Annotated in this window: 19 protein-coding genes; all 19 read left to right on the top strand. The window is 55.9% G+C overall.

What is annotated here, in order from left to right; genetic code table 11:
* The first annotated feature begins 1 nt into the window (after position 1).
* The 19 genes from H151_RS0111825 to H151_RS0111735 all read left to right on the top strand — a co-directional run bounded on the left by H151_RS0111825 (position 2) and on the right by H151_RS0111735 (position 20,699).
* On the top strand, positions 2–1,192 hold the full coding sequence (locus tag H151_RS0111825; protein ID WP_019961880.1) for an NADH-quinone oxidoreductase subunit D: 1,191 nt from the start codon (positions 2–4) through the stop codon (positions 1,190–1,192).
* On the top strand, positions 1,189–1,872 hold the full coding sequence (nuoE, locus tag H151_RS0111820) for an NADH-quinone oxidoreductase subunit NuoE (protein ID WP_019961879.1): 684 nt from the start codon (positions 1,189–1,191) through the stop codon (positions 1,870–1,872). Before H151_RS0111825 ends, nuoE begins: the two co-directional genes overlap by 4 nt.
* Before the next feature lie 3 nt (positions 1,873–1,875).
* Positions 1,876–3,183 carry an NADH-quinone oxidoreductase subunit NuoF gene (gene nuoF / locus H151_RS0111815; RefSeq protein WP_019961878.1) on the top strand — a complete coding sequence of 436 codons (1,308 nt, stop codon included), beginning with the start codon at positions 1,876–1,878 and terminating at the stop codon, positions 3,181–3,183.
* A 12-nt stretch (positions 3,184–3,195) separates the two neighbouring features.
* Positions 3,196–5,310 (top strand): NADH-quinone oxidoreductase subunit NuoG, encoded by a 2,115-nt coding sequence (gene nuoG / locus H151_RS0111810; RefSeq protein WP_019961877.1) that lies wholly within the window; start codon positions 3,196–3,198, stop codon positions 5,308–5,310.
* A gap of 6 nt (positions 5,311–5,316) precedes the next feature.
* Complete coding sequence (gene nuoH, locus H151_RS0111805; protein WP_019961876.1) at positions 5,317–6,387, top strand: NADH-quinone oxidoreductase subunit NuoH; 1,071 nt, start codon at positions 5,317–5,319, stop codon at positions 6,385–6,387.
* A 41-nt stretch (positions 6,388–6,428) separates the two neighbouring features.
* Complete coding sequence (gene nuoI / locus H151_RS0111800) at positions 6,429–6,917, top strand: NADH-quinone oxidoreductase subunit NuoI (RefSeq protein WP_026353989.1); 489 nt, start codon at positions 6,429–6,431, stop codon at positions 6,915–6,917.
* Between the two features lie 140 nt (positions 6,918–7,057).
* A complete protein-coding gene (locus tag H151_RS0111795; RefSeq protein WP_019961874.1) occupies positions 7,058–7,666 on the top strand; it encodes an NADH-quinone oxidoreductase subunit J in 609 nt (202 codons plus the stop codon).
* The gene (gene nuoK / locus H151_RS0111790) at positions 7,666–7,977 is read left to right on the top strand and encodes an NADH-quinone oxidoreductase subunit NuoK (protein ID WP_019961873.1); all 312 of its coding nucleotides are present in this window, start codon (positions 7,666–7,668) and stop codon (positions 7,975–7,977) included. The genes H151_RS0111795 and nuoK overlap by 1 nt, the downstream gene beginning before the upstream one ends.
* 8 nt (positions 7,978–7,985) lie before the next feature.
* Entirely contained in the window at positions 7,986–10,145 is a 2,160-nt protein-coding gene (gene nuoL, locus H151_RS0111785; protein ID WP_019961872.1) for an NADH-quinone oxidoreductase subunit L, read from the top strand.
* Positions 10,146–10,147: 2 nt separating this feature from the next.
* Positions 10,148–11,659: an NADH-quinone oxidoreductase subunit M gene (locus tag H151_RS0111780; protein WP_019961871.1), complete on the top strand. Its 1,512-nt coding sequence runs from the start codon at positions 10,148–10,150 to the stop codon at positions 11,657–11,659.
* 15 nt (positions 11,660–11,674) lie between these two features.
* Entirely contained in the window at positions 11,675–13,126 is a 1,452-nt protein-coding gene (gene nuoN / locus H151_RS0111775) for an NADH-quinone oxidoreductase subunit NuoN (protein ID WP_019961870.1), read from the top strand.
* Between the two features lie 45 nt (positions 13,127–13,171).
* Positions 13,172–13,915, top strand: a complete 744-nt coding sequence (locus H151_RS0111770) for a biotin--[acetyl-CoA-carboxylase] ligase (protein ID WP_019961869.1) — start codon at positions 13,172–13,174, stop codon at positions 13,913–13,915.
* A gap of 67 nt (positions 13,916–13,982) precedes the next feature.
* Positions 13,983–14,753, top strand: coding sequence for a type III pantothenate kinase (locus H151_RS0111765; protein ID WP_019961868.1), 771 nt, complete (start codon positions 13,983–13,985; stop codon positions 14,751–14,753).
* A 64-nt stretch (positions 14,754–14,817) separates the two neighbouring features.
* Entirely contained in the window at positions 14,818–16,437 is a 1,620-nt protein-coding gene (locus H151_RS0111760) for a ribonuclease J (RefSeq protein WP_019961867.1), read from the top strand.
* A 21-nt stretch (positions 16,438–16,458) separates the two neighbouring features.
* On the top strand, positions 16,459–16,899 hold the full coding sequence (mce, locus tag H151_RS0111755; protein WP_019961866.1) for a methylmalonyl-CoA epimerase: 441 nt from the start codon (positions 16,459–16,461) through the stop codon (positions 16,897–16,899).
* Positions 16,899–17,282, top strand: a complete 384-nt coding sequence (locus tag H151_RS17175; protein ID WP_019961865.1) for a DUF1467 family protein — start codon at positions 16,899–16,901, stop codon at positions 17,280–17,282. The genes mce and H151_RS17175 overlap by 1 nt, the downstream gene beginning before the upstream one ends.
* Positions 17,283–17,376: 94 nt before the next feature.
* Positions 17,377–18,714, top strand: a complete 1,338-nt coding sequence (gene proS, locus H151_RS0111745) for a proline--tRNA ligase (protein ID WP_019961864.1) — start codon at positions 17,377–17,379, stop codon at positions 18,712–18,714.
* Positions 18,707–20,023 carry a lipoprotein-releasing ABC transporter permease subunit gene (locus H151_RS0111740; protein WP_019961863.1) on the top strand — a complete coding sequence of 439 codons (1,317 nt, stop codon included), beginning with the start codon at positions 18,707–18,709 and terminating at the stop codon, positions 20,021–20,023. Before proS ends, H151_RS0111740 begins: the two co-directional genes overlap by 8 nt.
* On the top strand, positions 20,016–20,699 hold the full coding sequence (locus H151_RS0111735) for an ABC transporter ATP-binding protein (RefSeq protein WP_019961862.1): 684 nt from the start codon (positions 20,016–20,018) through the stop codon (positions 20,697–20,699). The genes H151_RS0111740 and H151_RS0111735 overlap by 8 nt, the downstream gene beginning before the upstream one ends.
* The last annotated feature ends 249 nt before the right edge of the window (positions 20,700–20,948 follow it).

Below are 20,948 nucleotides of genomic sequence, written 5' to 3'. Positions count from 1 at the left end.
CATGGCTGAAACCGATATCCGTAATTTCACGATCAATTTCGGGCCTCAGCACCCGGCCGCGCACGGCGTTCTGCGTCTGGTGCTGGAGCTGGATGGCGAAGTGGTTGAGCGCGTCGACCCCCATATCGGGCTGTTGCACCGCGGGACGGAAAAGCTTCTCGAGCACAAAACTTATCTTCAGGGCGTGGGCTATTTTGACCGCCTGGATTATTGTGCGCCGATGAACCAGGAGCATGCCTTCTGTCTGGCGATTGAGAAGCTGGCGGGCATTCCCGTGCCCAAGCGCGCCTCTTATATCCGCGTTCTTTACAGCGAAATTGGCCGTATCCTGTCGCATATGCTCAATGTCACGACTCAGGCCATGGATGTGGGCGCATTGACCCCGCCGCTATGGGGTTTTGAAGAGCGCGAGAAATTGATGGTGTTTTATGAGCGCGCCTCAGGCTCGCGCATGCATGCCCATTATTTCCGTCCAGGCGGGGTTCACCAGGATCTGCCGCAGGCGCTTATTGATGATATTTCAAACTGGTGTGATGAGTTTCCTCAGACTTTGGATGATCTTGAGACCCTGTTGACCAATAACCGGATCTTCAAACAGCGTAATGTCGATATTGGTGTGGTCACCAAGGAAGACGCGCTGGCCTGGGGCTTCTCCGGCGTTTTGGTGCGCGGGTCTAACATGCCATGGGATTTGCGCCGTTCGCAGCCCTATGAAGTGTATGATGAGTTGGAATTTAGCATTCCGCTTGGCAAAAACGGCGACTGCTATGACCGCTATCTGTGCCGCATGGAAGAGATGCGCGAGTCTGCGAAAATCATGAAGCAGTGCTGTGCGTGGCTGTCTCTGCCAGAAAATCAGGGCGAGGTTCTGCCGACGAACACCAAGTTCGCGCCGCCGCGCCGCGCTGAGATGAAGCGCTCCATGGAAGCGCTGATCCAGCACTTTAAACTCTATACCGAGGGTGTTCACGTGCCTGAGGGTGAGGTCTATGCCTGCGTCGAAGCGCCAAAGGGTGAATTTGGCGTCTATCTGGTTGGCAATGGCACCAATAAACCCCATCGCGTGAAAATCCGTGCGCCGGGCTTTGCCCACCTTCAGGCCATGGATTACCTCAATCGCGGCCACATGTTGGCAGACGTGTCTGCCATTTTGGGCTCGCTGGATATCGTGTTCGGGGAGATTGACCGATGAGTGTTCGCCGTCTAGCCGCCGAACAACCCCAAAGCTTTGCTTTTTCCGCTGAGAGCGAGGAAAAGGTTCAATTCTGGCTGAAGAAATACCCCGAAGATCGTGCGGCCTCTGCGGTTATTCCGCTGTTATGGCTGGCGCAAAAGCAGGAAGGCTGGGTCAGCGAGCCGGCGATCCGTTTGATCGGTGAGCGCCTGGGCATGCCCTATATCCGCGTTTATGAAGTCGCGACCTTCTACACCATGTTCAACCTGACCCCGGTCGGTGAGCATTTGATCCAGGTCTGCGGCACGACGCCGTGCTGGCTGCGCGGTGCGGACGATCTTAAAGCTGTGTGTGAAAAGCGCATTGGCAAGAAGGGGCGTGAAAACCTCTCAGCGGACGGTAAGTTCTCCTGGGAAGAGGTTGAATGTCTTGGGGCTTGTGCGAACGCACCCATGGTTCAAATCGCCAATAAAGCCGGTGATTACTACTATGAAGACCTTACGGCAGAAGGTTTGGAGAAAATCCTGGATGACCTTCAAGCCGGTAAAGAGATTAAGCAGGGCCCGATTTCAGGCCGCCATGCCTCTGAGCCGACCCAGAGCACTGTTGAGACCTTAAAAGATCCAAGCCTTTATGATGGTTCACGCGCGAAGCCGATCACGCTTCCCAATAGCGAACCGGCCAAGGCGGAGGGCTAATTGATGACGCAGCTTCTCCAAGATAAAGACCGCATCTTTACCAATCTCTATGGCCATCATGATTGGACTTTAGAGGGCGCTAAAGAACGCGGCAGCTGGAATGGCACCAAAGAGATCCTGGAAATGGGTCGCGGCTGGATCATTGACCAGATGAAGGCCTCTGGCCTTCGCGGTCGCGGCGGTGCGGGCTTCCCCACTGGGTTGAAATGGTCCTTCATGCCGCGCGAAGTGGGCAATCGCCCCCATTATCTGGTGGTCAATGCGGACGAGTCTGAGCCTGGGACCTGTAAAGACCGCGAGATCATGCGCCATGACCCGCAGCATTTGATTGAGGGCTGCTTGATCGCCTCTTTCGCGATGCAGGCCCATAAGTGCTATATCTATTTGCGCGGGGAATACGTTCTTGAGCGCGAGCGCATGGAAGCGGCCGTCAAGCAAGCCTATGAGGCCAAGCTGATCGGTCCGGATAATATCCATGGCTGGGATTTCGACGTTTATATTCACCACGGGGCCGGGGCCTATATTTGTGGTGAAGAAACCGCCTTGTTAGAAAGCCTGGAAGGCAAAAAAGGCCAGCCGCGCATGAAGCCGCCTTTCCCGGCGGGGGCGGGCCTCTATGGCTGCCCAACCACGGTGAATAATGTGGAATCGATTGCCGTTGCGCCGACCATTTTGCGCCGCGGGGCTGATTGGTTTGCCAGCTTTGGTCGCCCGAATAATACCGGCACCAAAGTCTTCTCGATTTCAGGCCATGTGAATGCGCCGTGTAATGTCGAAGAAGTGATGTCGATCCCGTTGAAAACCCTCATCGAAACCCATTGCGGTGGTGTTCGCGGGGGGTGGGATAACCTTAAAGCGGTTATTCCGGGCGGATCTTCGGTGCCGCTGCTGCCCAAAGAGATTTGCGACGATGTCCTGATGGACTTTGATGCGCTGCGCGAGCATCGCTCTGGTCTGGGCACGGCTGCGGTCATCGTGATGGATAAATCCACCGATGTCGTCAAAGCCATCGCGCGCATTTCCTATTTCTATAAGCATGAAAGCTGTGGCCAGTGTACGCCGTGCCGTGAGGGTACGGGTTGGATGTGGCGTGTGCTTGAGCGTATGGCGCGCGGCGAAGCCGATACCAGCGAGATTGATGATCTGTTGGACGTGGCGGGCCAGGTTGAAGGCCATACGATTTGTGCGCTTGGCGATGCGGCGGCCTGGCCGGTGCAGGGTCTTATCCGCCATTTCCGCCATGAGATTGAAGAGCGAATTGCCAATTACCGCGCCGGTAAGCCGGTCTTTGTTTCAGCGGCAGCCGAGTAGGAGAGCGAGATCATGAGCGATAATCTCCGCACGATTGTCATTGACGGTCATGAGGTCAGCATTCCTGACCATTACACGCTGTTGCAGGCCGCTGAAGAAGTGGGCAAGGAAATTCCGCGCTTTTGCTATCATGAGCGCCTGTCGGTGGCCGGTAACTGCCGCATGTGCCTGGTTGAGCTGGTCGGGGCACCCAAACCGGTCGCGTCTTGCGCCTTCTTGGTGCGCGATATGCGCGGCGGGCCGAATGGTGAGCCCCCGGTGATGAATACGCTCTCACCCATGGTCAAAAAGGCCCGCGAAGGGGTGATGGAGTTCCTCCTTATCAACCACCCGCTCGATTGTCCGATCTGTGACCAGGGCGGGGAATGCGATCTGCAAGACCAGTCGCTGGCCTATGGCCGTACGGGCTCGCGTTTTGCTGAGAATAAGCGCGCGGTTGAAGACAAATATATGGGCCCCTTGGTCAAGACCGAAATGACCCGCTGTATCCAGTGTACGCGCTGTGTGCGCTTTGCCACCGAGATTGCCGGTGTGTCCGAATTGGGCGCGGCCGGGCGCGGTGAAGACATGGAAATCACCACCTATCTGGAACAGACTTTGACCTCTGAGCTGTCAGGCAATGTCATTGATCTATGCCCAGTAGGTGCGCTGACCTCTAAGCCTTACGCCTTTAATGCGCGCCCATGGGAGCTGACCAAGACCGAAACCATCGATGTGATGGATGCGGCCGGGTCGAATATTCGTGTTGATAGCCGGGGCGGGGCGGTTCTGCGCATCATGCCGCGCATCCACGAAGGTGTGAACCAAGAGTGGATTTCCGATAAGACGCGCTTCATTTGGGATGGTTTAGGCCGTCAACGCCTGGACCGGCCTTATATCCGCCGCGAAGGCAAGCTGGCTCCAGCGAGCTGGGATGAGGCTTTGGGCCTGGCAGCAGACCGTCTGGGCGGTGATCCGTCGAAGATTGGCGTGATTGCCGGCGATCTAAACGATGCTGAAGGCTTGAAAGCGGCGAAAGACCTCTTTGACTCGCTCGGCGTGAAATCGCTCGATTGCCGTCAAGATGGCTCGAAACTGGGCGGTGGTCCGCGCCAAGGCTATCTCTTCAACTCCACGATTGCCGGAATTGATGAGGCCGATGCCTTGATCATCATCGGGGCTAATCCACGTACCGAAGCGCCGGTCATCAATCAGCGTATTCGCCAAGCCTGGCTGCATAATAATCTGCAAGTCGCGCTGATTGGCGAAGCGGTTGATCTCACCTATGGCTATGAGCATCTTGGCATTCATGCCAGCGATCTAGAAGGCCTGCCGCGCAAGCGTTCAGGCTTCATCAAAACACTCAAAGATGCCAAGAAGCCGATGATTATCGTGGGTCAGGCCGCTTTGGCGCGCGAAGATGGCGCGCAGATCCTGCGCCTGGCCGGTAAGCTTGCCAAAGCCGTCGGTGCGGTGGGTGAGGGCTGGAATGGCTTCAACATTCTGCACACTGCGGCCTCTCGCGTAGCCGGGCTTGATCTTGGCTTTATTCCTGGCGCTGAGGGTTTGGATACCCCAGGCATTTTGGCGGCAGCGGGTCAGGGCGAGCTTGATACGGTTGTGCTTTTGGGCGCGGATGAGTTTGATACCACGCATCTGGGCGATGTCTTTACGATCTATGTGGGTTCGCATGGGGATCAAGGCGCGCATGCGGCGGATCTGGTTCTGCCCTCTGCGGCCTATACCGAGAAAAACGGCATTTATATCAATACCGAAGGGCGCGCGCAGCTGGCTGAACGCGCAGTCTTCCCTAAGGGCGAAGCCAAGGAAGATTGGGCGATTTTCCGCGCGCTGTCGGCGCGTCTGGGTCGGACCTTGCCCTATGATGATTTGAATGCGCTGCGTGCCAAGCTGATTGAGGCCCATACGGTCTTTGGTCAGATTGATCACGCGCCGGGCGCAGAGGGTGCGGCGGACTTCGATCCGGCAGAGCTGGGCGCGGATGGCGATGTGCTGGATGCCCCGATTGCCCTGTCGGTGTCAGACTTCTACCTCACCAACCCGATTGCCCGGGCGTCCAAGACGATGGCGCAATGCTCTAGCGAGGTTGCTGCGATCTTGAAGCCTCACGTTCAAGCGGCGGAGTAAGACAGGATGTATGAATTTGTCCAAAATAACGGCCCTGTCATCGGGACACTCCTAGCGCTCGGTCAGATCCTGGCGTTTATGATCGTCCTTTTGCTGTCGCTGGCGTATTTGCTTCTGTTTGATCGTAAGGTCTGGGCCGCGGTTCAGATGCGTAAAGGTCCCAACACCGTGGGGGCCTTTGGTCTTCTGCAATCGTTTGCGGACTTTTTGAAATTCGTCTTCAAGGAAATCGTGGTCCCGGCGGGGGCTGATCGCTTCCTCTTCCTGTTTGCCCCTCTCTTGACCCTCGCGCTCGCCTTCGTGGGCTGGGCGGTTATTCCGGTTGCGCCGGGCTGGGTCATTTCAGACATCAATGTCGGCATTCTCTACATCTTCGCGATTTCATCGCTTGGGGTGTATGGCATCATCATTGGCGGTTGGGCCTCGAACTCGAAATATCCGTTTTTGGGCGCGATGCGCTCGGCCGCGCAGATGGTCTCTTACGAAGTCTCTATCGGCTTTGTCATCGTCACCGTCTTGTTGATGGTCGGCTCGATGAATTTGACCGATGTGGTAGAGGCTCAGGCCGGCGGGTTCTGGAATTGGCACGTCTTCTCTTTTGATCTGCTGCCCTGGCCAGCCTTCCTCGTGACCATTCCGATGTTTGTGGTGTTTTTCATCTCGGCGCTGGCGGAAACGAACCGTCCGCCCTTTGACCTTCCCGAAGCGGAATCAGAGCTGGTGGCCGGTTATCAGGTGGAATACAGCTCTACGCCTTACCTCCTCTTCATGATCGGGGAGTATCTCAACATCGTTTTGATGTGTGCCCTCATGACCTTGTTGTTCATGGGCGGTTGGAATGCCCCGATTGATCTGGGCGCAGAAAACTGGCCTGTGGCCTTGGCCAGCGCATGGCACTTCTTCTGGTTTGCCGCCAAAGTGGTGTTCTTCTTCTTCATGTTCGCCATGGTGAAGGCCCTGGTCCCGCGCTATCGCTATGACCAGCTGATGCGTCTGGGCTGGAAAATTTTCTTGCCGACCTCTTTGGCCGCCGTGGCCATCATGGGCGGTATCGTTGTCTACGCTAATGCGGGTTAACCCCCTTAAGTGCCTGAACGTTAAAAGGTAGGATGAATACGATGAGCCGAATTGCTCAAACCTTGCGCGCCGCGGCCCTGATGGATTTCTGGGGGGCGTTTGCGCTGGCTATGCGGTATTATTTCCGCAAAAAGCCCACCATCAACTATCCCTTTGAAAAGGGTCCGCTCAGTCCCCGCTTTCGCGGTCAACATGCGCTGCGCCGCTACGCCAATGGCGAGGAGCGCTGCATCGCGTGTAAGCTGTGTGAAGCGGTTTGCCCGGCCCAGGCCATCACGATTGAGGCCGAGCCGCGCGAGGATGGATCGCGCCGCACCACGCGCTATGACATTGACATGGTCAAATGCATCTATTGCGGCTTCTGTCAGGAAGCCTGCCCCGTGGATGCGATCGTGGAAGGCCCGAATTTCGAATTTGCGACCGAAACCCGTGAAGAGCTGTATTACGACAAGGCGCGCCTGCTAGAAAACGGCGATCGTTGGGAACGTGAAATTGCTCGTAATCTGGAACTCGACGCACGCTATCGTTAGGGGTAAACCCCTCGCGAACGCACACTGACCTGGTGTCCTTGATTCTTCGCATGAAGGTGAGGGGGCATCACCCACCGGTTCAAAATCCTTTGAACCCCTTGATATAAGTCTTGCGACTGTTCGACCCAATGGGGGCGCTCATGCTGCAAAGTGCAGCCTTTTACATTCTCGCAGGTATTGCCGCGATTTCCGCTCTCATGGTGGTGTCCGCGCGTAACCCTGTGCACGCCGTGCTCTTCTTGATCCTGACCTTCTTCTCGGCGGCGGGATTGTTCGTGCTCTTGGGCGCGGAATTCCTGGCGATGATCTTGGTCATTGTCTATGTGGGCGCTGTCGCAGTGTTGTTCTTGTTTGTGGTCATGATGCTCGATGTGAACTTCGTGGCGCTCAAGCAAGGTTTTTTGGATTATCTGCCGCTCGGCGGTCTGATCGGCCTCATCTTGATCGGGGAATTGACCCTGGTGGGATGGAGCTGGGCAGATCATCGCTATACCGGGGCTACGCTGGCATCGCCGACGCCTGAAGGGGTCAGCAATATCGCGGCCCTGGGTGCGGTGATCTATACCGATTACGCCTTCTTCTTCATCACTGCGGGCCTTGTGCTGTTGGTGGCGATGATCGGCGCGATCGTCTTGACCCTGCGCCATCGTGAAGGCGTCAAGCGCCAGAATATTCACGCGCAGGTCAACCGGACCCGGGATGAGGCGATTGAAGTGGTAACTCTTAAATCCGGCGAAGGGATCGGCTAATGTTAGAGATCGGGCTGGGACATTATTTGACGCTTGGGGCGATTTTATTCACCACCGGCGTGTTCGGCATTTTCGTGAACCGAAAGAATGTCATCATTTTGTTGATGTCGGTGGAGCTGATTTTGCTCGCGGTCAATATCAATATGGTGGCCTTCTCTGCCCATCTGGGCGATTTGTCGGGTCAGGTCTTTGCCATGTTCATTCTGACCGTGGCGGCTGCGGAAGCGGCCGTGGGTCTGGCTATTCTCGTGGTCTTCTTCCGTAACCGCGGCGATATCGCGGTTGAAGACGTCAATATGATGAAGGGCTGATTACCATTATGGCATATGTCATTGTCTTCGGCCCCTTACTTGCGGCCATTATCGCAGGGGTTTTCCAAAAGCAGATCGGTGATCGGGTGGCGCAATCCATCACCACCGGCCTGGTTGTGCTCTCGGCGCTGTTGTCCATCGTAATGTTCTTTGATGTCGCCTTGGGCGGCAATGAACGCACGATTGAGCTGGCGCGCTGGATGGCGGTGGGCGCGTTTGAGTTTTCCTGGGCGATCAAGCTGGATACCCTGTCCTCAGTGATGCTTGTGGTGATCACCAGCGTCTCGGCGCTCGTGCACATTTATTCTTGGGGCTATATGGCTGAAGATCCGCATCGTGCGCGTTTCTTCTCCTATCTCTCGCTTTTCACCTTTGCCATGCTGTCCTTGGTGACGGCGGACAATCTGCTACAAATGTTCTTCGGCTGGGAAGGTGTGGGTCTTGCGTCCTACCTTCTCATTGGCTTCTGGTATAAAAAACCCTCCGCCAATAATGCCGCGATCAAAGCCTTCGTGACCAACAGGGTTGGTGATTTCGGTTTGGCACTCGGTGTGATGGCGATCTTCACCATCTTTGGCACCATTCGCTTTGATGAGATTTTTGCCGCCATTCCCGCGCATCAGGATACGATCCTCACCTTCTTTGGCATGAATTTCAACGCCTTGGAATTGATCGCCTTCCTTTTGTTCATTGGGGCAATGGGTAAATCGGCACAGTTTTTCCTTCATGTCTGGCTGCCAGACGCGATGGAAGGCCCAACGCCGGTTTCGGCCTTGATCCACGCTGCAACCATGGTGACCGCCGGTGTATTCCTGGTGTGCCGGATGCATCCTGTTTTCGAGCTGGCACCCAACACGTCGGCCTTCATTACCTTTATCGGGGCGTTCACCGCCTTGTTTGCCGCCACCGTCGGTTTGGCGCAGAACGATATCAAGCGCGTGATTGCCTATTCAACCTGTTCACAGCTTGGCTATATGTTCTTTGCCGCGGGCTTGGGGCTGTATTCAGCTTCCATGTTCCACCTCTTCACGCACGCCTTCTTTAAAGCGTTGTTATTCCTAGGGGCGGGCTCGGTCATTCATGCCCTCCATCACGAACAGGATATGCGCAATATGGGCGGCATTTTCCGCATGGTCCCTGTGACCTGGGTGATGATGCTGATCGGAACTTTGGCTCTGACAGGGGTTGGCATTCCGATGCTGGGCTTGGGTTTCGCCGGTTTCTATTCCAAAGATATGATCATCGAAGAAGCCTTCATGATGGGCCAAGAGGGCTTGCCGTTTGGCATGATGGCCTTCTGGATTGGGGTCATCGCGGCGGGTTTGACGTCCTTCTATTCTTGGCGTTTGGTGTTCTTCACCTTCCACGGCAAGTATCGCGGCGACAAGCATACGCTCGATCATGCTCATGAAACGCCGATTTTGCTGTTCCCGCTCTTGGTTCTGGCGGTCGGTGCGGTCTTTGCCGGTGCGGTCTTCAAAGATCACTTTGTCGGCAAGCATGCCTTTGATTTCTGGGGCGATAGCCTGCCTGCCGGGCCATATGCCGAGGGCAATTACCCTGAATACAAAGCCGCTTATGAAACGGCACAGGGCGTAGGTGCGCAATCCCAGGGTGAAAGCCATGATGGGGCGGGCGATACCCATGGTGAAGTGGCTCAGGCTGAGGCCAGCCATGGCGATGATCATGGCGCTGTCACAGACACTCATGGCGGCGTTCATGGGGATGAGCACAGTGCAGAGGCTCATGAGGGCGATCATCATGGTCACCATCCCCCGGTTTGGGTGTTGTGGATGCCGTTTGGCGCGACCTTGTTCGGCTTCGTGTTGGCGATCTATTTCTACGTCATCAAAGAAGGTTTGCCTGCGAGAATTGCCGAGAAAAGCGGTCCTCTGCACGCCTTCTTGTCCAATAAATGGTATGTGGACGAGATTTACGACTTCCTCTTCGTGCGCTCAGTTCGAGGCCTCGGGGATCTGTTATGGAAAGTCGGTGATCAGCGCATCATTGATGGCTTCGGGCCCAATGGCGTCGCGGCCACTGTACTGGCCAGTGCGCGTCGTCTCGCACGTCTGCAGAGCGGGTATCTCTATCACTACGCCTTTGTGATGTTGATCGGGGTGCTCGGGCTCACCTTGTGGTTCGTCGCTGGTACCGGAGCGCATTAAAGATGTTAGACCAACTTCCTATCCTCTCCGCGATCACTTTCTTCCCCACCATTGGGGCGGTCTTGATCCTGGCGCTGAAAATTGCCATGCGCAAAAGCGACCAGACCTTGATGGAGAAAAATGTCCGCGGTGCCGCGCTCTTCGTAACGGGCTTTGTCTTTATTCTGACCTGCTGGTTGGCGCTGGATTTTGATAAATCGGCTACGGGCTATCAATTTGTTGAGCAAGTCAGCTGGCTTTCAGCGGTCGGGATCAATTATAAGCTCGGCGTAGACGGCATGTCCGTTCTGCTGATCGTTCTGACCGGTTTCTTGATGCCGATCTGCGTGCTGGCCAGCTGGAAGGTTGAAACCCGCGTTGCCGATTACATGGCGGCCTTCTTGCTGCTGGAAACCCTCATCATGGGGGTCTTCAGCTCGCTAGACATCATCCTTTTCTATATCTTCTTCGAAGGCTCATTGATCCCGATGTTCTTGATCATCGGGGTCTGGGGGGGCGCGAACCGGATCTACGCCGCGTTCAAATTCTTCCTCTATACTTTCCTGGGCTCGATTTTGATGCTGGTCGCGATGATTGTGATGTTCATCCAGGCCGGCACCACCGATATCGAAGCCTTGCAAGCCTTTGAGTTCGGCGCGCAAGTTCAAACCTGGCTATGGCTGGCCTTCTTTGCCTCTTTCGCGGTGAAGATGCCGATGTGGCCGGTTCATACCTGGTTGCCTGATGCCCACGTTCAGGCCCCAACGGCCGGTTCGGTTCTGCTGGCCGGTGTCTTGTTGAAGCTGGGCGGCTATGGCTTCTTACGCTTCTCGATCCCGATGTTCCCAAATGCGTCTGAGTTGTTTGCGCCTTTGGTGTTCGTCTTGTCGATCATTGCGATCGTCTACACCTCCATCGTGGCTTTCCGTCAGACAGACATTAAAAAACTGATCGCCTATTCTTCTGTGGCGCATATGGGCTTTGTCACCATGGGGATTTTCTCCATGACCGATGTCGGGGTGCAAGGTGCGATCTTCCAGATGATCTCTCACGGTTTGATTTCGGCTGCGCTTTTCTTGTGCGTTGGTGTGATCTATGATCGCTTCCATACCCGTGAAATCGCCTTTTATGGCGGCTTGGTCCATAAGATGCCGGTCTATGCGGCGATCTTTGGTCTCTTCACCATGGCCAATGTCGGGCTGCCCGGAACGTCGGGCTTTGTGGGTGAGATCATGACCATGGCCGGTGTGTTCCAGGTTGATCCGCGTGTTGCCGCCGGGGCTGCTCTGGGCGTCATTTTCTCCGCCGTCTACATGCTGACCCTTTATAAGAAAGTGGTCTTTGGTGAGATGACGAATGAGAAGCTGAATATCGCCACCGATTTGGATACACGCGAATGGATCAATCTGGGCGTTCTGGCCGCTTTGACGATCTATTTCGGCTTCTTCACCACACCGATCACGGACTTCACGACTACGGCCGTGGATGCTTTGGTCCATCATTATAATGCCGCGCTTGCCGCGCCGGCCAGCTAAGGACGGATGTAGCTTATGACTGGCGACCTTCTTCTTGCCGATCTTCGGTTACTCGCTCCAGAAGTGCTTCTTGCGGTTGGGGCCATGGCCTTCTTGATGGTCGGGGCCTATACCAGGGCTCAAGACGGCGCGGCGCGTATCGTCTCGCTGTTGACCTTGGCCTTGTTCCTGGTGGCGGCTTTGGTCTCGATCTTCTATGTGCCTAGTGAAGGCGGAACCGCCTTCCAGGGCGCATTGATCGTTGATGATTTCTCGCGTTATGCCAAAGCGGCTGTGCTGTTGGCGGCGTTCATTTCCCTGATCCTGGCTCAAAACTATCTTGAGCAGGAAAAGCTGGCGAAATTCGAATATCCCATCTTGATGGCTTTGTCCGTGCTGGGGATGACGATCATGGTTTCGGCCAATGACCTCATAACCATGTATATGGGGCTAGAGCTACAATCCTTGGCGCTGTATGTGCTGGCCGCGTTCAACCGGGATTCGCTGCGCGCCTCTGAGGCGGGCCTTAAATATTTCGTACTGGGCGCGCTGTCCTCAGGCTTGCTTCTCTATGGTGCGTCCTTGATCTATGGCTTCTCCGGCACAACCAATTTTGCCGGGATCGCCGAAGCGGTGGCCGCAGAGCCCAGCCTGGGTCTGATGTTCGGCATGATCTTCTTATTGTCGGGCTTGGCGTTCAAAATCTCAGCTGCGCCTTTCCATATGTGGACGCCCGATGTCTATGAAGGCTCACCCACGCCGGTTACGGCTTTCTTCGCGACCGCGCCCAAGCTTGCCGCGATGGCTTTGATTGCCCGCGTTTTGATGCAGCCTTTCGCCGAAATGGTCCATGATTGGCAGCAAGTGGTCATGGTGCTGTCTGTGCTGTCCATGGCAGTGGGGGCGTTCGGTGCGCTGACCCAGACCAATATCAAGCGTCTGCTGGCCTATTCTTCGATCGGGAATATGGGCTTTGCCCTGGTCGGTCTGGCCGCGGGAACGTCCATCGGTCTGTGGGCTTTACTGCTTTACCTGACCCTCTATGTGATTTCGGTGGCGGGTAGCTTTGGTATCGTCCTCTCCATGCGTCGCTCTGATGGCATGGTGGAGCGGATCGAGGATCTGGCCGGTCTTGCGCAAACACGTCCGGGCCTGGGTTGGTCCATGACTGCACTGATGCTGTCGATTGGCGGTTTGCCCTTCTTCGTTGGTTTCTTTGGTAAGCTCTTCGTTTTCTATGCGGCGGTCAGCTCGGGTTTGATCATCTTCACGGTGATTGCCGGTCTCTTATCCGTCGTGTCGATGGCCTATTATCTGCGCGTCGTGAAGGTCATCTGGTTTGATGAACCCGATGGCTCCAGCTTCTTGCCCGCTACCTTCAGCGTCAATGCGGTGGTGTTGGTGACGGGTTCGGCCACTGTGGCGCTGCTACCGTTCATGTATGTGATGTTCCGCTTTGTCATGCAGGCCGGTAGCGGCCTTGGCTAAGCGCGTCGTGCCTTTAAGGTTGGGTTTGAACAAGGGGAGGGGGGCATGAGGCTTTCCTCCTCTTTTCCATCTTTGCGCTTTGAAACTTTGGCCGAGGTGGACTCCACCAATGCCGAAGCTAAACGCCGCGTTGAAGCGGGCGAATATGGCCCGCTCTGGATCCGCGCCGACCGGCAAAGCGCGGGCCGCGGGCGCCGGGGCCGGGCCTGGTCCGGGCTGGAGGGTAATCTCTTCACCACCGGGCTTTACCGTTTGAGCGCCAGTCCAGCCGAAGCTGCACAGCTGTCCTTTGCGGCGGCGCTGGCCGTCGCCGATCTGGCCGATGGTGTGTTGGACGATCCGTCTTGCCTGGGGCTGAAATGGCCCAATGATGTTTTGGTTCAGGGCCGAAAGATCGCCGGTATTTTACTGGAGTCCGGTCAAGCCCCAACTGGTGGTTTGTGGCTGGCTGTTGGGATTGGCGTCAATCTGGCCGCCCACCCTGAGGATAGTGAACGTTCGGCGACCCATTTGTCCGCCCATGGCCGGGCCATTGATGGCGATACGGCGCTGCGCCAATTGGCGGCGAGCTTTGATCAATGGCGTTTGCGGTGGGCCGAGCGCGGCTTTGCCCCTTTACGCGATGCATGGCTAAGGCGCGCTTATGGCCTGGGCGGGACGTGTCAGGTCCGTTTGGACAAGGAAACGCTTGAAGGCGTGTTTGCCGATCTGACCCCTGAAGGCGCTCTGCGACTTGATTTGCCCGATGGTCACAGACGGTATATCACCGCAGGGGATGTGTTTTTCTAAGCCAGTCCTATATTCGTCTCAGCCCATGCGTCTTGATCTTGGCGCAAATACCCCGTAAGGCCTTTTCATGCTGTTAGCGATCGATTGCGGCAATACCAATACCCTGTTTGCCATTCATGATGGACGCGACTGGATCGCGCAATGGCGTGCAGCGACCCATACCGGGCGCACGGCGGATGAATATGCCGTCTGGTTGGGTCAATTGATGGCCCTTACCGGGTTGCGCTTTAGCGATCTTACCGATTGCATCATTTCCTCGGTCGTGCCCCAATCGGTGTTCAATCTGCGCAATCTGGCGCGGCGCTATGTCAAGCAAGAACCGATGGTGATCGGCGATGCCAATGTCAATATTGGTATTGAAGTGCGCATTGATCGCCCTTCTGAAGCTGGCGCGGATCGCCTGGTCAATGCTCTGGGCTGTCATGTCAAATATCCGGGCGCGTTGATTATTGTCGATTCAGGTACCGCGACGACGTTCGACATCGTTTCAAGCGATGGCGCGTTTGAAGGCGGGATTATTGCTCCGGGCATCAATCTGTCCATGATGGCGCTTCACGAGGCGGCGGCGCAATTACCGCGTATTGCCATTCAGCGCCCGGAAAAAGTTATTGGACGCTCCACCGTTCAGGCCATGCAGTCTGGCGTGTTCTGGGGCTATATCAATCTGATCGACGGCCTGGTTAATCAGGTCAAGGATGAATATGGCGCACCGATGACGGTGATCGCCACAGGCGGAATTGCCTCCTTGTTCGAGGGAGCCTCAAAAGAAATCGAACATTTCGACCCGGATGTCACCATTCGCGGTCTTTACGAAATATGGAAAAGAAACAAAGGATAAACGTGTGAACGCAGCCGAAAACGGGCTCTATTTCCTTCCCCTTGGGGGATCTGACGAAATTGGCATGAACTTCAACCTCTATGGCTATGGGCCAGAGAGTGATCGCAAATGGATTCTCGTAGATTGCGGGGTGACCTTTGGCGATTTATCCACACCGGGCATTGATATCATCATGCCTGATAGCCGCTTTATTGAAGAACATCGTGATGATCTGATTGCGATTGTTCTGACCCATGCGCACGAAGATCATATGGGCGCGGTGGCCCATTTGTGGCGACGCCTGGGCCAGCCCCCGATCTATGCCACACCCTTTACCGCCTATCTGGTGCGCGATCGTCTGGCTGAACATGGTTTGCTGGATGAGGCGGAGCTGCATGAAATCGGGCTCAACTCCCGCTTTGTGCTGGGGCCATTTGATCTGCAATTGGTGACCCTGACCCACTCCATCCCGGAGCCCAATGGCCTGGCCATTCGCACTCCAGAGGGGCTTATTCTGCACACGGGCGATTGGAAACTTGACCCCGATCCCTTGATCGGAGCCGTGACGGATTCGCGCGCGCTGGAAGCCTTGGGTGATGAAGGCGTGCTGGCCATGGTCTGTGACAGCACCAATGTCTTTAACAAGGGCGAGTCTGGCTCAGAAGGCGATGTGCGCGAGGAGATGATCAAGCTGGTGGGGGAGCAGACCGGTAAGGTCGCCATCGCTGCTTTCGCCTCCAACGTCGCGCGTCTTGAAACCGCCATTAAGGCCGCCGAGGCCAATGGCCGCCGGGTCTGCCTGGTGGGGCGATCCATGTATCGCATGACGGCGGCGGCCAAGCATGTCGGCCTGCTCGCTGATTGTGCGCCCTTCGTGGAAGAGGAAGAGGCCGGTTATTTCCCGCCGGAGAAAATCCTCTATCTGTGTACGGGCTCGCAAGGCGAACCGCGCGCGGCGCTCTCGCGTATTGCCGAAGGCTCCCACCGCAATGTGACGCTTGGCGCGGGCGATACGGTGATTTTCTCCAGCCGGGTTATTCCGGGTAATGAGCGCGGCATTTTTGATCTGATGAACCGGCTGGCCGCACGCGGTGTTAAGCTGGTGACCGAGAAAGATCGCGGCATTCACGTCTCTGGCCATCCCTGCCGGGAAGAGCTTCGTCAAATGTATCAATGGGCCAAACCTCATATCGCCATCCCCGTCCATGGGGAGCGTCGCCATTTGATGGAACATGCACAATTCGCAGCCTCCTTGCAGATCCCCCATACGCTTTCACCCAAGAATGGTGACATGATCCGCATCACTCAGAACGGGGCCTTTGTGGTGGATGAAGCGCCCGCGGGCCGCCTGCATGTTGATGGCAATTTCATCACCGAGGCCGATGCCCTCTCCATCAAAGAACGTCGTCGGTTGAGTTTCGCCGGTCATGTCGGCGTGGCTATGGTGATGTCGGATCACGGAAAGCTGTTGGCTGGCCCGGATGTGCGTGCGATGGGGCTGCCCGATACGCCAGATTATGGGCTGGATGAGTTCTTGGACGATCTCGCCGATGTGGCCGAGCGGGCCTTTGATCGCCTGTCAAAACGCGATAAGCGCGATGAGGAAAAGGTCGAAGAAGAAGTACGCCTGGCTGTCAGACGTGAAGCCCAACGCATATGGGGTAAGAAACCCCATGTTGAGGTCAGCGTTTTGAGCGTAGCCTAAATACGAACGGGGAGGAGCGCCATGAAGATCGGACGTTTAAATCATGTGGGGGTGGCTTGCCCCAATGTAGAGGCCGCCGCCAAAGTCTATGCGGAGCTTTATGGGGCGAGCGAGGCAACACCGGCGAAGGATTTCGCCCACTTAGGTGTGCGTGTGGTCTTTGTCAGCCTTCCCAATATGCAGATTGAGCTGATTGAACCTTTGGGGGAGGCGAGCCCGATCCATAAATTCCTGGAGAAAAACCCCGCAGGCGGCCAGCATCATATGTGCTTTGAAGTGGCAGACATCATCGCGGCGCGTGATGCCATGATCGCGCGTGGGGCACGAGTTTTAGGCACAGGCGAGCCTTATATCGGGGCCCATGGGGTGCCAGTGATATTCGTCCATCCCAAAGACACCGGCGGCGTTCTGGTGGAATTGATGCAAGCGCCCGGCGAAGGCGATCACGGGGACCCTGCGTGATGAAATATTTCGGCTATGGCATTTTGGGGTTGGTGGCGATTTTGGTCATCGCCCAGCTGTTTCTGCCTGATAATGGCGTGGGGTTTGTCACCGGGTTGGTGGTGTATCTCATTAGCTGGTGGATGATTTTCTTTGCCATGTTGCCCATCGGGGTCCAGGGTCAACAAGAAAGCGTGGATGGTGTTGTGCCGGGATCTGAACCCGGTGCCCCGGTCAACCCTATGTTGGGCAAGAAGGCCTGGTGGACCAGCCAGATCACCGGGGTTTTCTGGTTGATCTTCTTCGTCATTGTTGAATTCCACCTGTTGGATTTAGAAGATCTTCCCACGATTTTCGCACCTGAACCTTTTAAAGTCGGGCTCATCAGTTTGGGCCTTTACTGAAGCGGGGCTCACGCCCGTCTTGTGCGCGCGCGCAGAGCGGTTTAAGCGTGACCCCCTGGATTTAACACTGTTCTGATAGGGGCGTTTGACCGCCATGCGCTTGTCTCGCTTTTTCCTGCCCGTTTTAAAAGAAACCCCTGCCGAGGCGCAGATTGTCTCTCACCGTTTGATGCTGCGTGCGGGTATGATCCGCCAGGAAGCAGCCGGGATTTATGCCTGGCTGCCCTTAGGATTAAAGGTTTTGCGTAAAATCGAAGCCATTGTGCGCGAAGAGCAAAACCGCGCCGGGGCCATCGAGCTGTTGATGCCGACTTTGCAACCGGCTGATTTGTGGCGTGAAAGTGGGCGCTATGATGATTACGGTAAAGAGATGCTGCGCATTGTCGACCGTCATGAGCGCGATCTTCTTTACGGTCCCACGAATGAGGAAATGATCACGGAGATTTTCCGCGGCTATACCCGCTCTTACAAAGATCTGCCGAAAATTCTCTATCATATCCAGTGGAAATTCCGCGACGAGATCCGTCCGCGCTTTGGCGTGATGCGCGGGCGTGAATTTCTGATGAAGGATGCCTATTCCTTTGATCTGGACGAGGATGGCGCGCGCCATTCCTATAACCGCATGTTCGTGGCTTATCTCAATACGTTTGCGCGTATGGGCTTGAAGGCAGTTCCCATGCGCGCCGATACCGGCCCGATCGGGGGCGATATGTCCCATGAATTCATCGTGCTCGCCGAAACCGGTGAGAGCGAGGTCTTCTGCGATGCTCAGCTGGTCGATATGGCCGTTCCGGGTTCTGATGTTGATTTCGACAGCGATCTTCAACACCTGGTCGATGCGCGTACCGCCCTTTATGCCGCGACCGAAGAAATGCATGACGCGGCGCGTTTTGAAGCCGAAGTCCCAGCAGAACGTCGCCTGTCAGCGCGCGGGATTGAAGTGGGTCACATCTTCAATTTCGGCACCAAATATTCTGAACCGATGAAGGCCTATGTGGCGTATCCCGATGGGCAGGAACGTCCGGTGCAGATGGGCTCTTATGGTGTGGGTGTTTCGCGTCTGTTGGGCGCGATTATCGAGGCTCACCATGATGAGGCGGGCTGTAAATGGCCCGAAGCCATCGCGCCGTTTGATGTGGTGGTCATCAATCTTAAAGCGGGTGATGACGCCACCGATGCGGCCTCGCACGATGCCTATACGCGCCTATTGGCGGCGGGCAAGGATGCGCTGCTCGATGACACCAAAGAGCGTCCGGGCGGCAAGTTCGCCACCGCTGAGCTGATCGGTATCCCTTACCAGCTTGTCATTGGACCTAAAGGGCTCAAAGACGGTAAGGCTGAGGTTAAAGTGCGTGCGACAGGCGAAAAGCATGAGCTGAGCCTGGATGATGCGATCAACCGTCTATGTGAAGGGGCCTTTGCCCATGGCTGATGTCAACTCACCCCGTGTTCAAAACTCGCGCCCCTTTAGTGGCTATGAGTTCATGCTGGCGATGCGGTATCTGATGACCAAGCGCCGTCATGGCGGGGTGACTTTGATCTCTGTCATATCCTTTGTCGGCATTATGCTGGCCGTGACCGCGTTGATTGCGGTGATGAGTGTGATGAATGGCTTCCGTTCGGAGCTGCTATCACGCCTTTTGGGGGCTCAGGCCCATGTCTATGTCGTGCCGGTTGAGCGTGATAATGACACCACTCATGCCCTGACCGATCAGATCCGTCAGATCCCGGGCGTCAATCAGGCGGGTCCGGTCGTGTTGGGCCAGGCGCTGGCCAGCTCTGGGCGTTTGGGCGTCGGTGTTCAAGTGATCGGGGTGCGTCCTGAAGATCTCAGTGATTATGCCATCATCAATTCCGAGGAGCATTCGGGCGGGGCAGGCTTTTCGCAAGGCAATGCGGATGAGTTTGGGACCGGTCATAATGGTGGCAATGTCATTTTGATCGGGCAGGGGATTGCGTCCCATCTGGGGGTGCGCGCGGGCGATGAAATTACGCTCCTCTCGCCCAATGGCTCAGTGACGCCGATGGGCACGGTGCCGCGACGTAAAGCCTATACGGTCGGCGGGGTCATCACTTTCGGCGTTCTAGATCTCGACCGGATCATGATCTTTATGCCGTTTGAGCAAGCTCAAATCTTCTTTAATGGTGCGCCCGGCGGGGATTATATCGAAGTGCGGGTGGACAATCCGGCTAATCCTGATGCTCAGATCCAGGCCATTCGTGACATGACCGCGCCCGGTACTCAGGTCTTTGATTGGCGCACGCAAAACCGTCAATTTTGGCAAGCCCTCCAGATTGAGCGCACCATGATGCGGATCTTGCTCTCCATCATTGTTGCGATTGCCGCGATGAATATTATTTCCGGCTTGGTGATGCTGGTGAAAAATAAAACCCGCGATATTGCGATTTTACGCACTATGGGGGCCAGTCAGGGCGCGATCATGCGCGTCTTCTTGATCTCTGGTGCGGCGATTGGCGTGTTGGGCACTCTTGCCGGGATCATTCTGGGCATTTTGTTTGTGATCTTTGTTGGTCCCATCCAGGATTTTGCCAGCTGGATTGCCGGCGGGGATGTGTTTGATCCGTCCGTCTATAATCTCTATCGTCTGCCGGCGAAAATGGACTGGACCGAAGTTCTCTATGTGTCGCTCTTCGGCTTTATCGCCGCCTTGCTGGCCACCTTGCCTCCGGCTTGGCGCGCCAGTCGTTTAGACCCTGTGGAGGCCTTGCGTTATGAATAAAGACTTGGCGCTGTGCATTCGCGGACTCAAACGCACCTATAAGACCGAAGGCGAGGAATTACATGTTCTTCGCGGCGTCGATCTCGATCTTTATCGCGGTGAAATCGTGGGTCTGATCGGGCCGTCAGGATCGGGCAAGTCCTCACTGCTTCATGCGGCGGCGCTCTTAGAGCGCCCGGATGCGGGCAGTGTTGAGGTAGGCGGTATCAATGGCCTCAAATTGTCTGAACGCCAACGTACGGCGCTGCGCCGTGATGATATGGGCTTCGTTTATCAATTCCATCACTTGCTGCCGGAATTCGATGCGCGCGATAATGTGGCCTTACCGTTGCTGATTGCCGGGTACAGCTTCGCCAAAGCGCGTGAACATGCGTCTGATTGGTTGACGCGGGTGGGCTTGGGTGAACGTCTCACCCACCGTCCGGGCCAGCTCTCGGGCGGTGAACAACAAAGGGTCGCAATTGCGCGCGCTCTGGTACACAACCCCAAAATCCTGCTCGCGGATGAGCCCACCGGAAATCTTGATCCCGCCACATCCGATCAAGTCTTTGCCGCACTGACCCAGGCTTGCCGGGGTAGTGGGACGGCCGCGCTGATTGCGACCCATAATTTAGCGCTCGCAGAGCGTATGGATAGGGTTGTCACGGTCGAAAACGGTCTTGTTAAACCCCTATAATTAAAACAAATTCCATTTTTGTTCTCAAAAAGTGATTCGGCACGCTTGACGGCTGGAACAAAAAGCGAATATACACAATGGAACAAAACAGGAATTCACTGTTTTCCGCAGTGATGTGATCTGAAAAAGGATATGTTCCATGCGCCGTGTTCTTGCTGAAACCACCTCTGCCTTCGCTGTTCTGGGCTTCATCGCTGTGGTGATGACATGGGGGGCTGCCTTTGCGGGCTAAGCTCGTATCGCTATGCT

It is taken from the genome of Woodsholea maritima DSM 17123 (assembly GCF_000382325.1).
GTDB classification, from domain to species: Bacteria; Pseudomonadota; Alphaproteobacteria; order Caulobacterales; family Maricaulaceae; genus Woodsholea; species Woodsholea maritima.
Note: the sequence above shows the minus strand (reverse complement) of the source record. Positions and strands in the feature narration are given on the sequence as shown.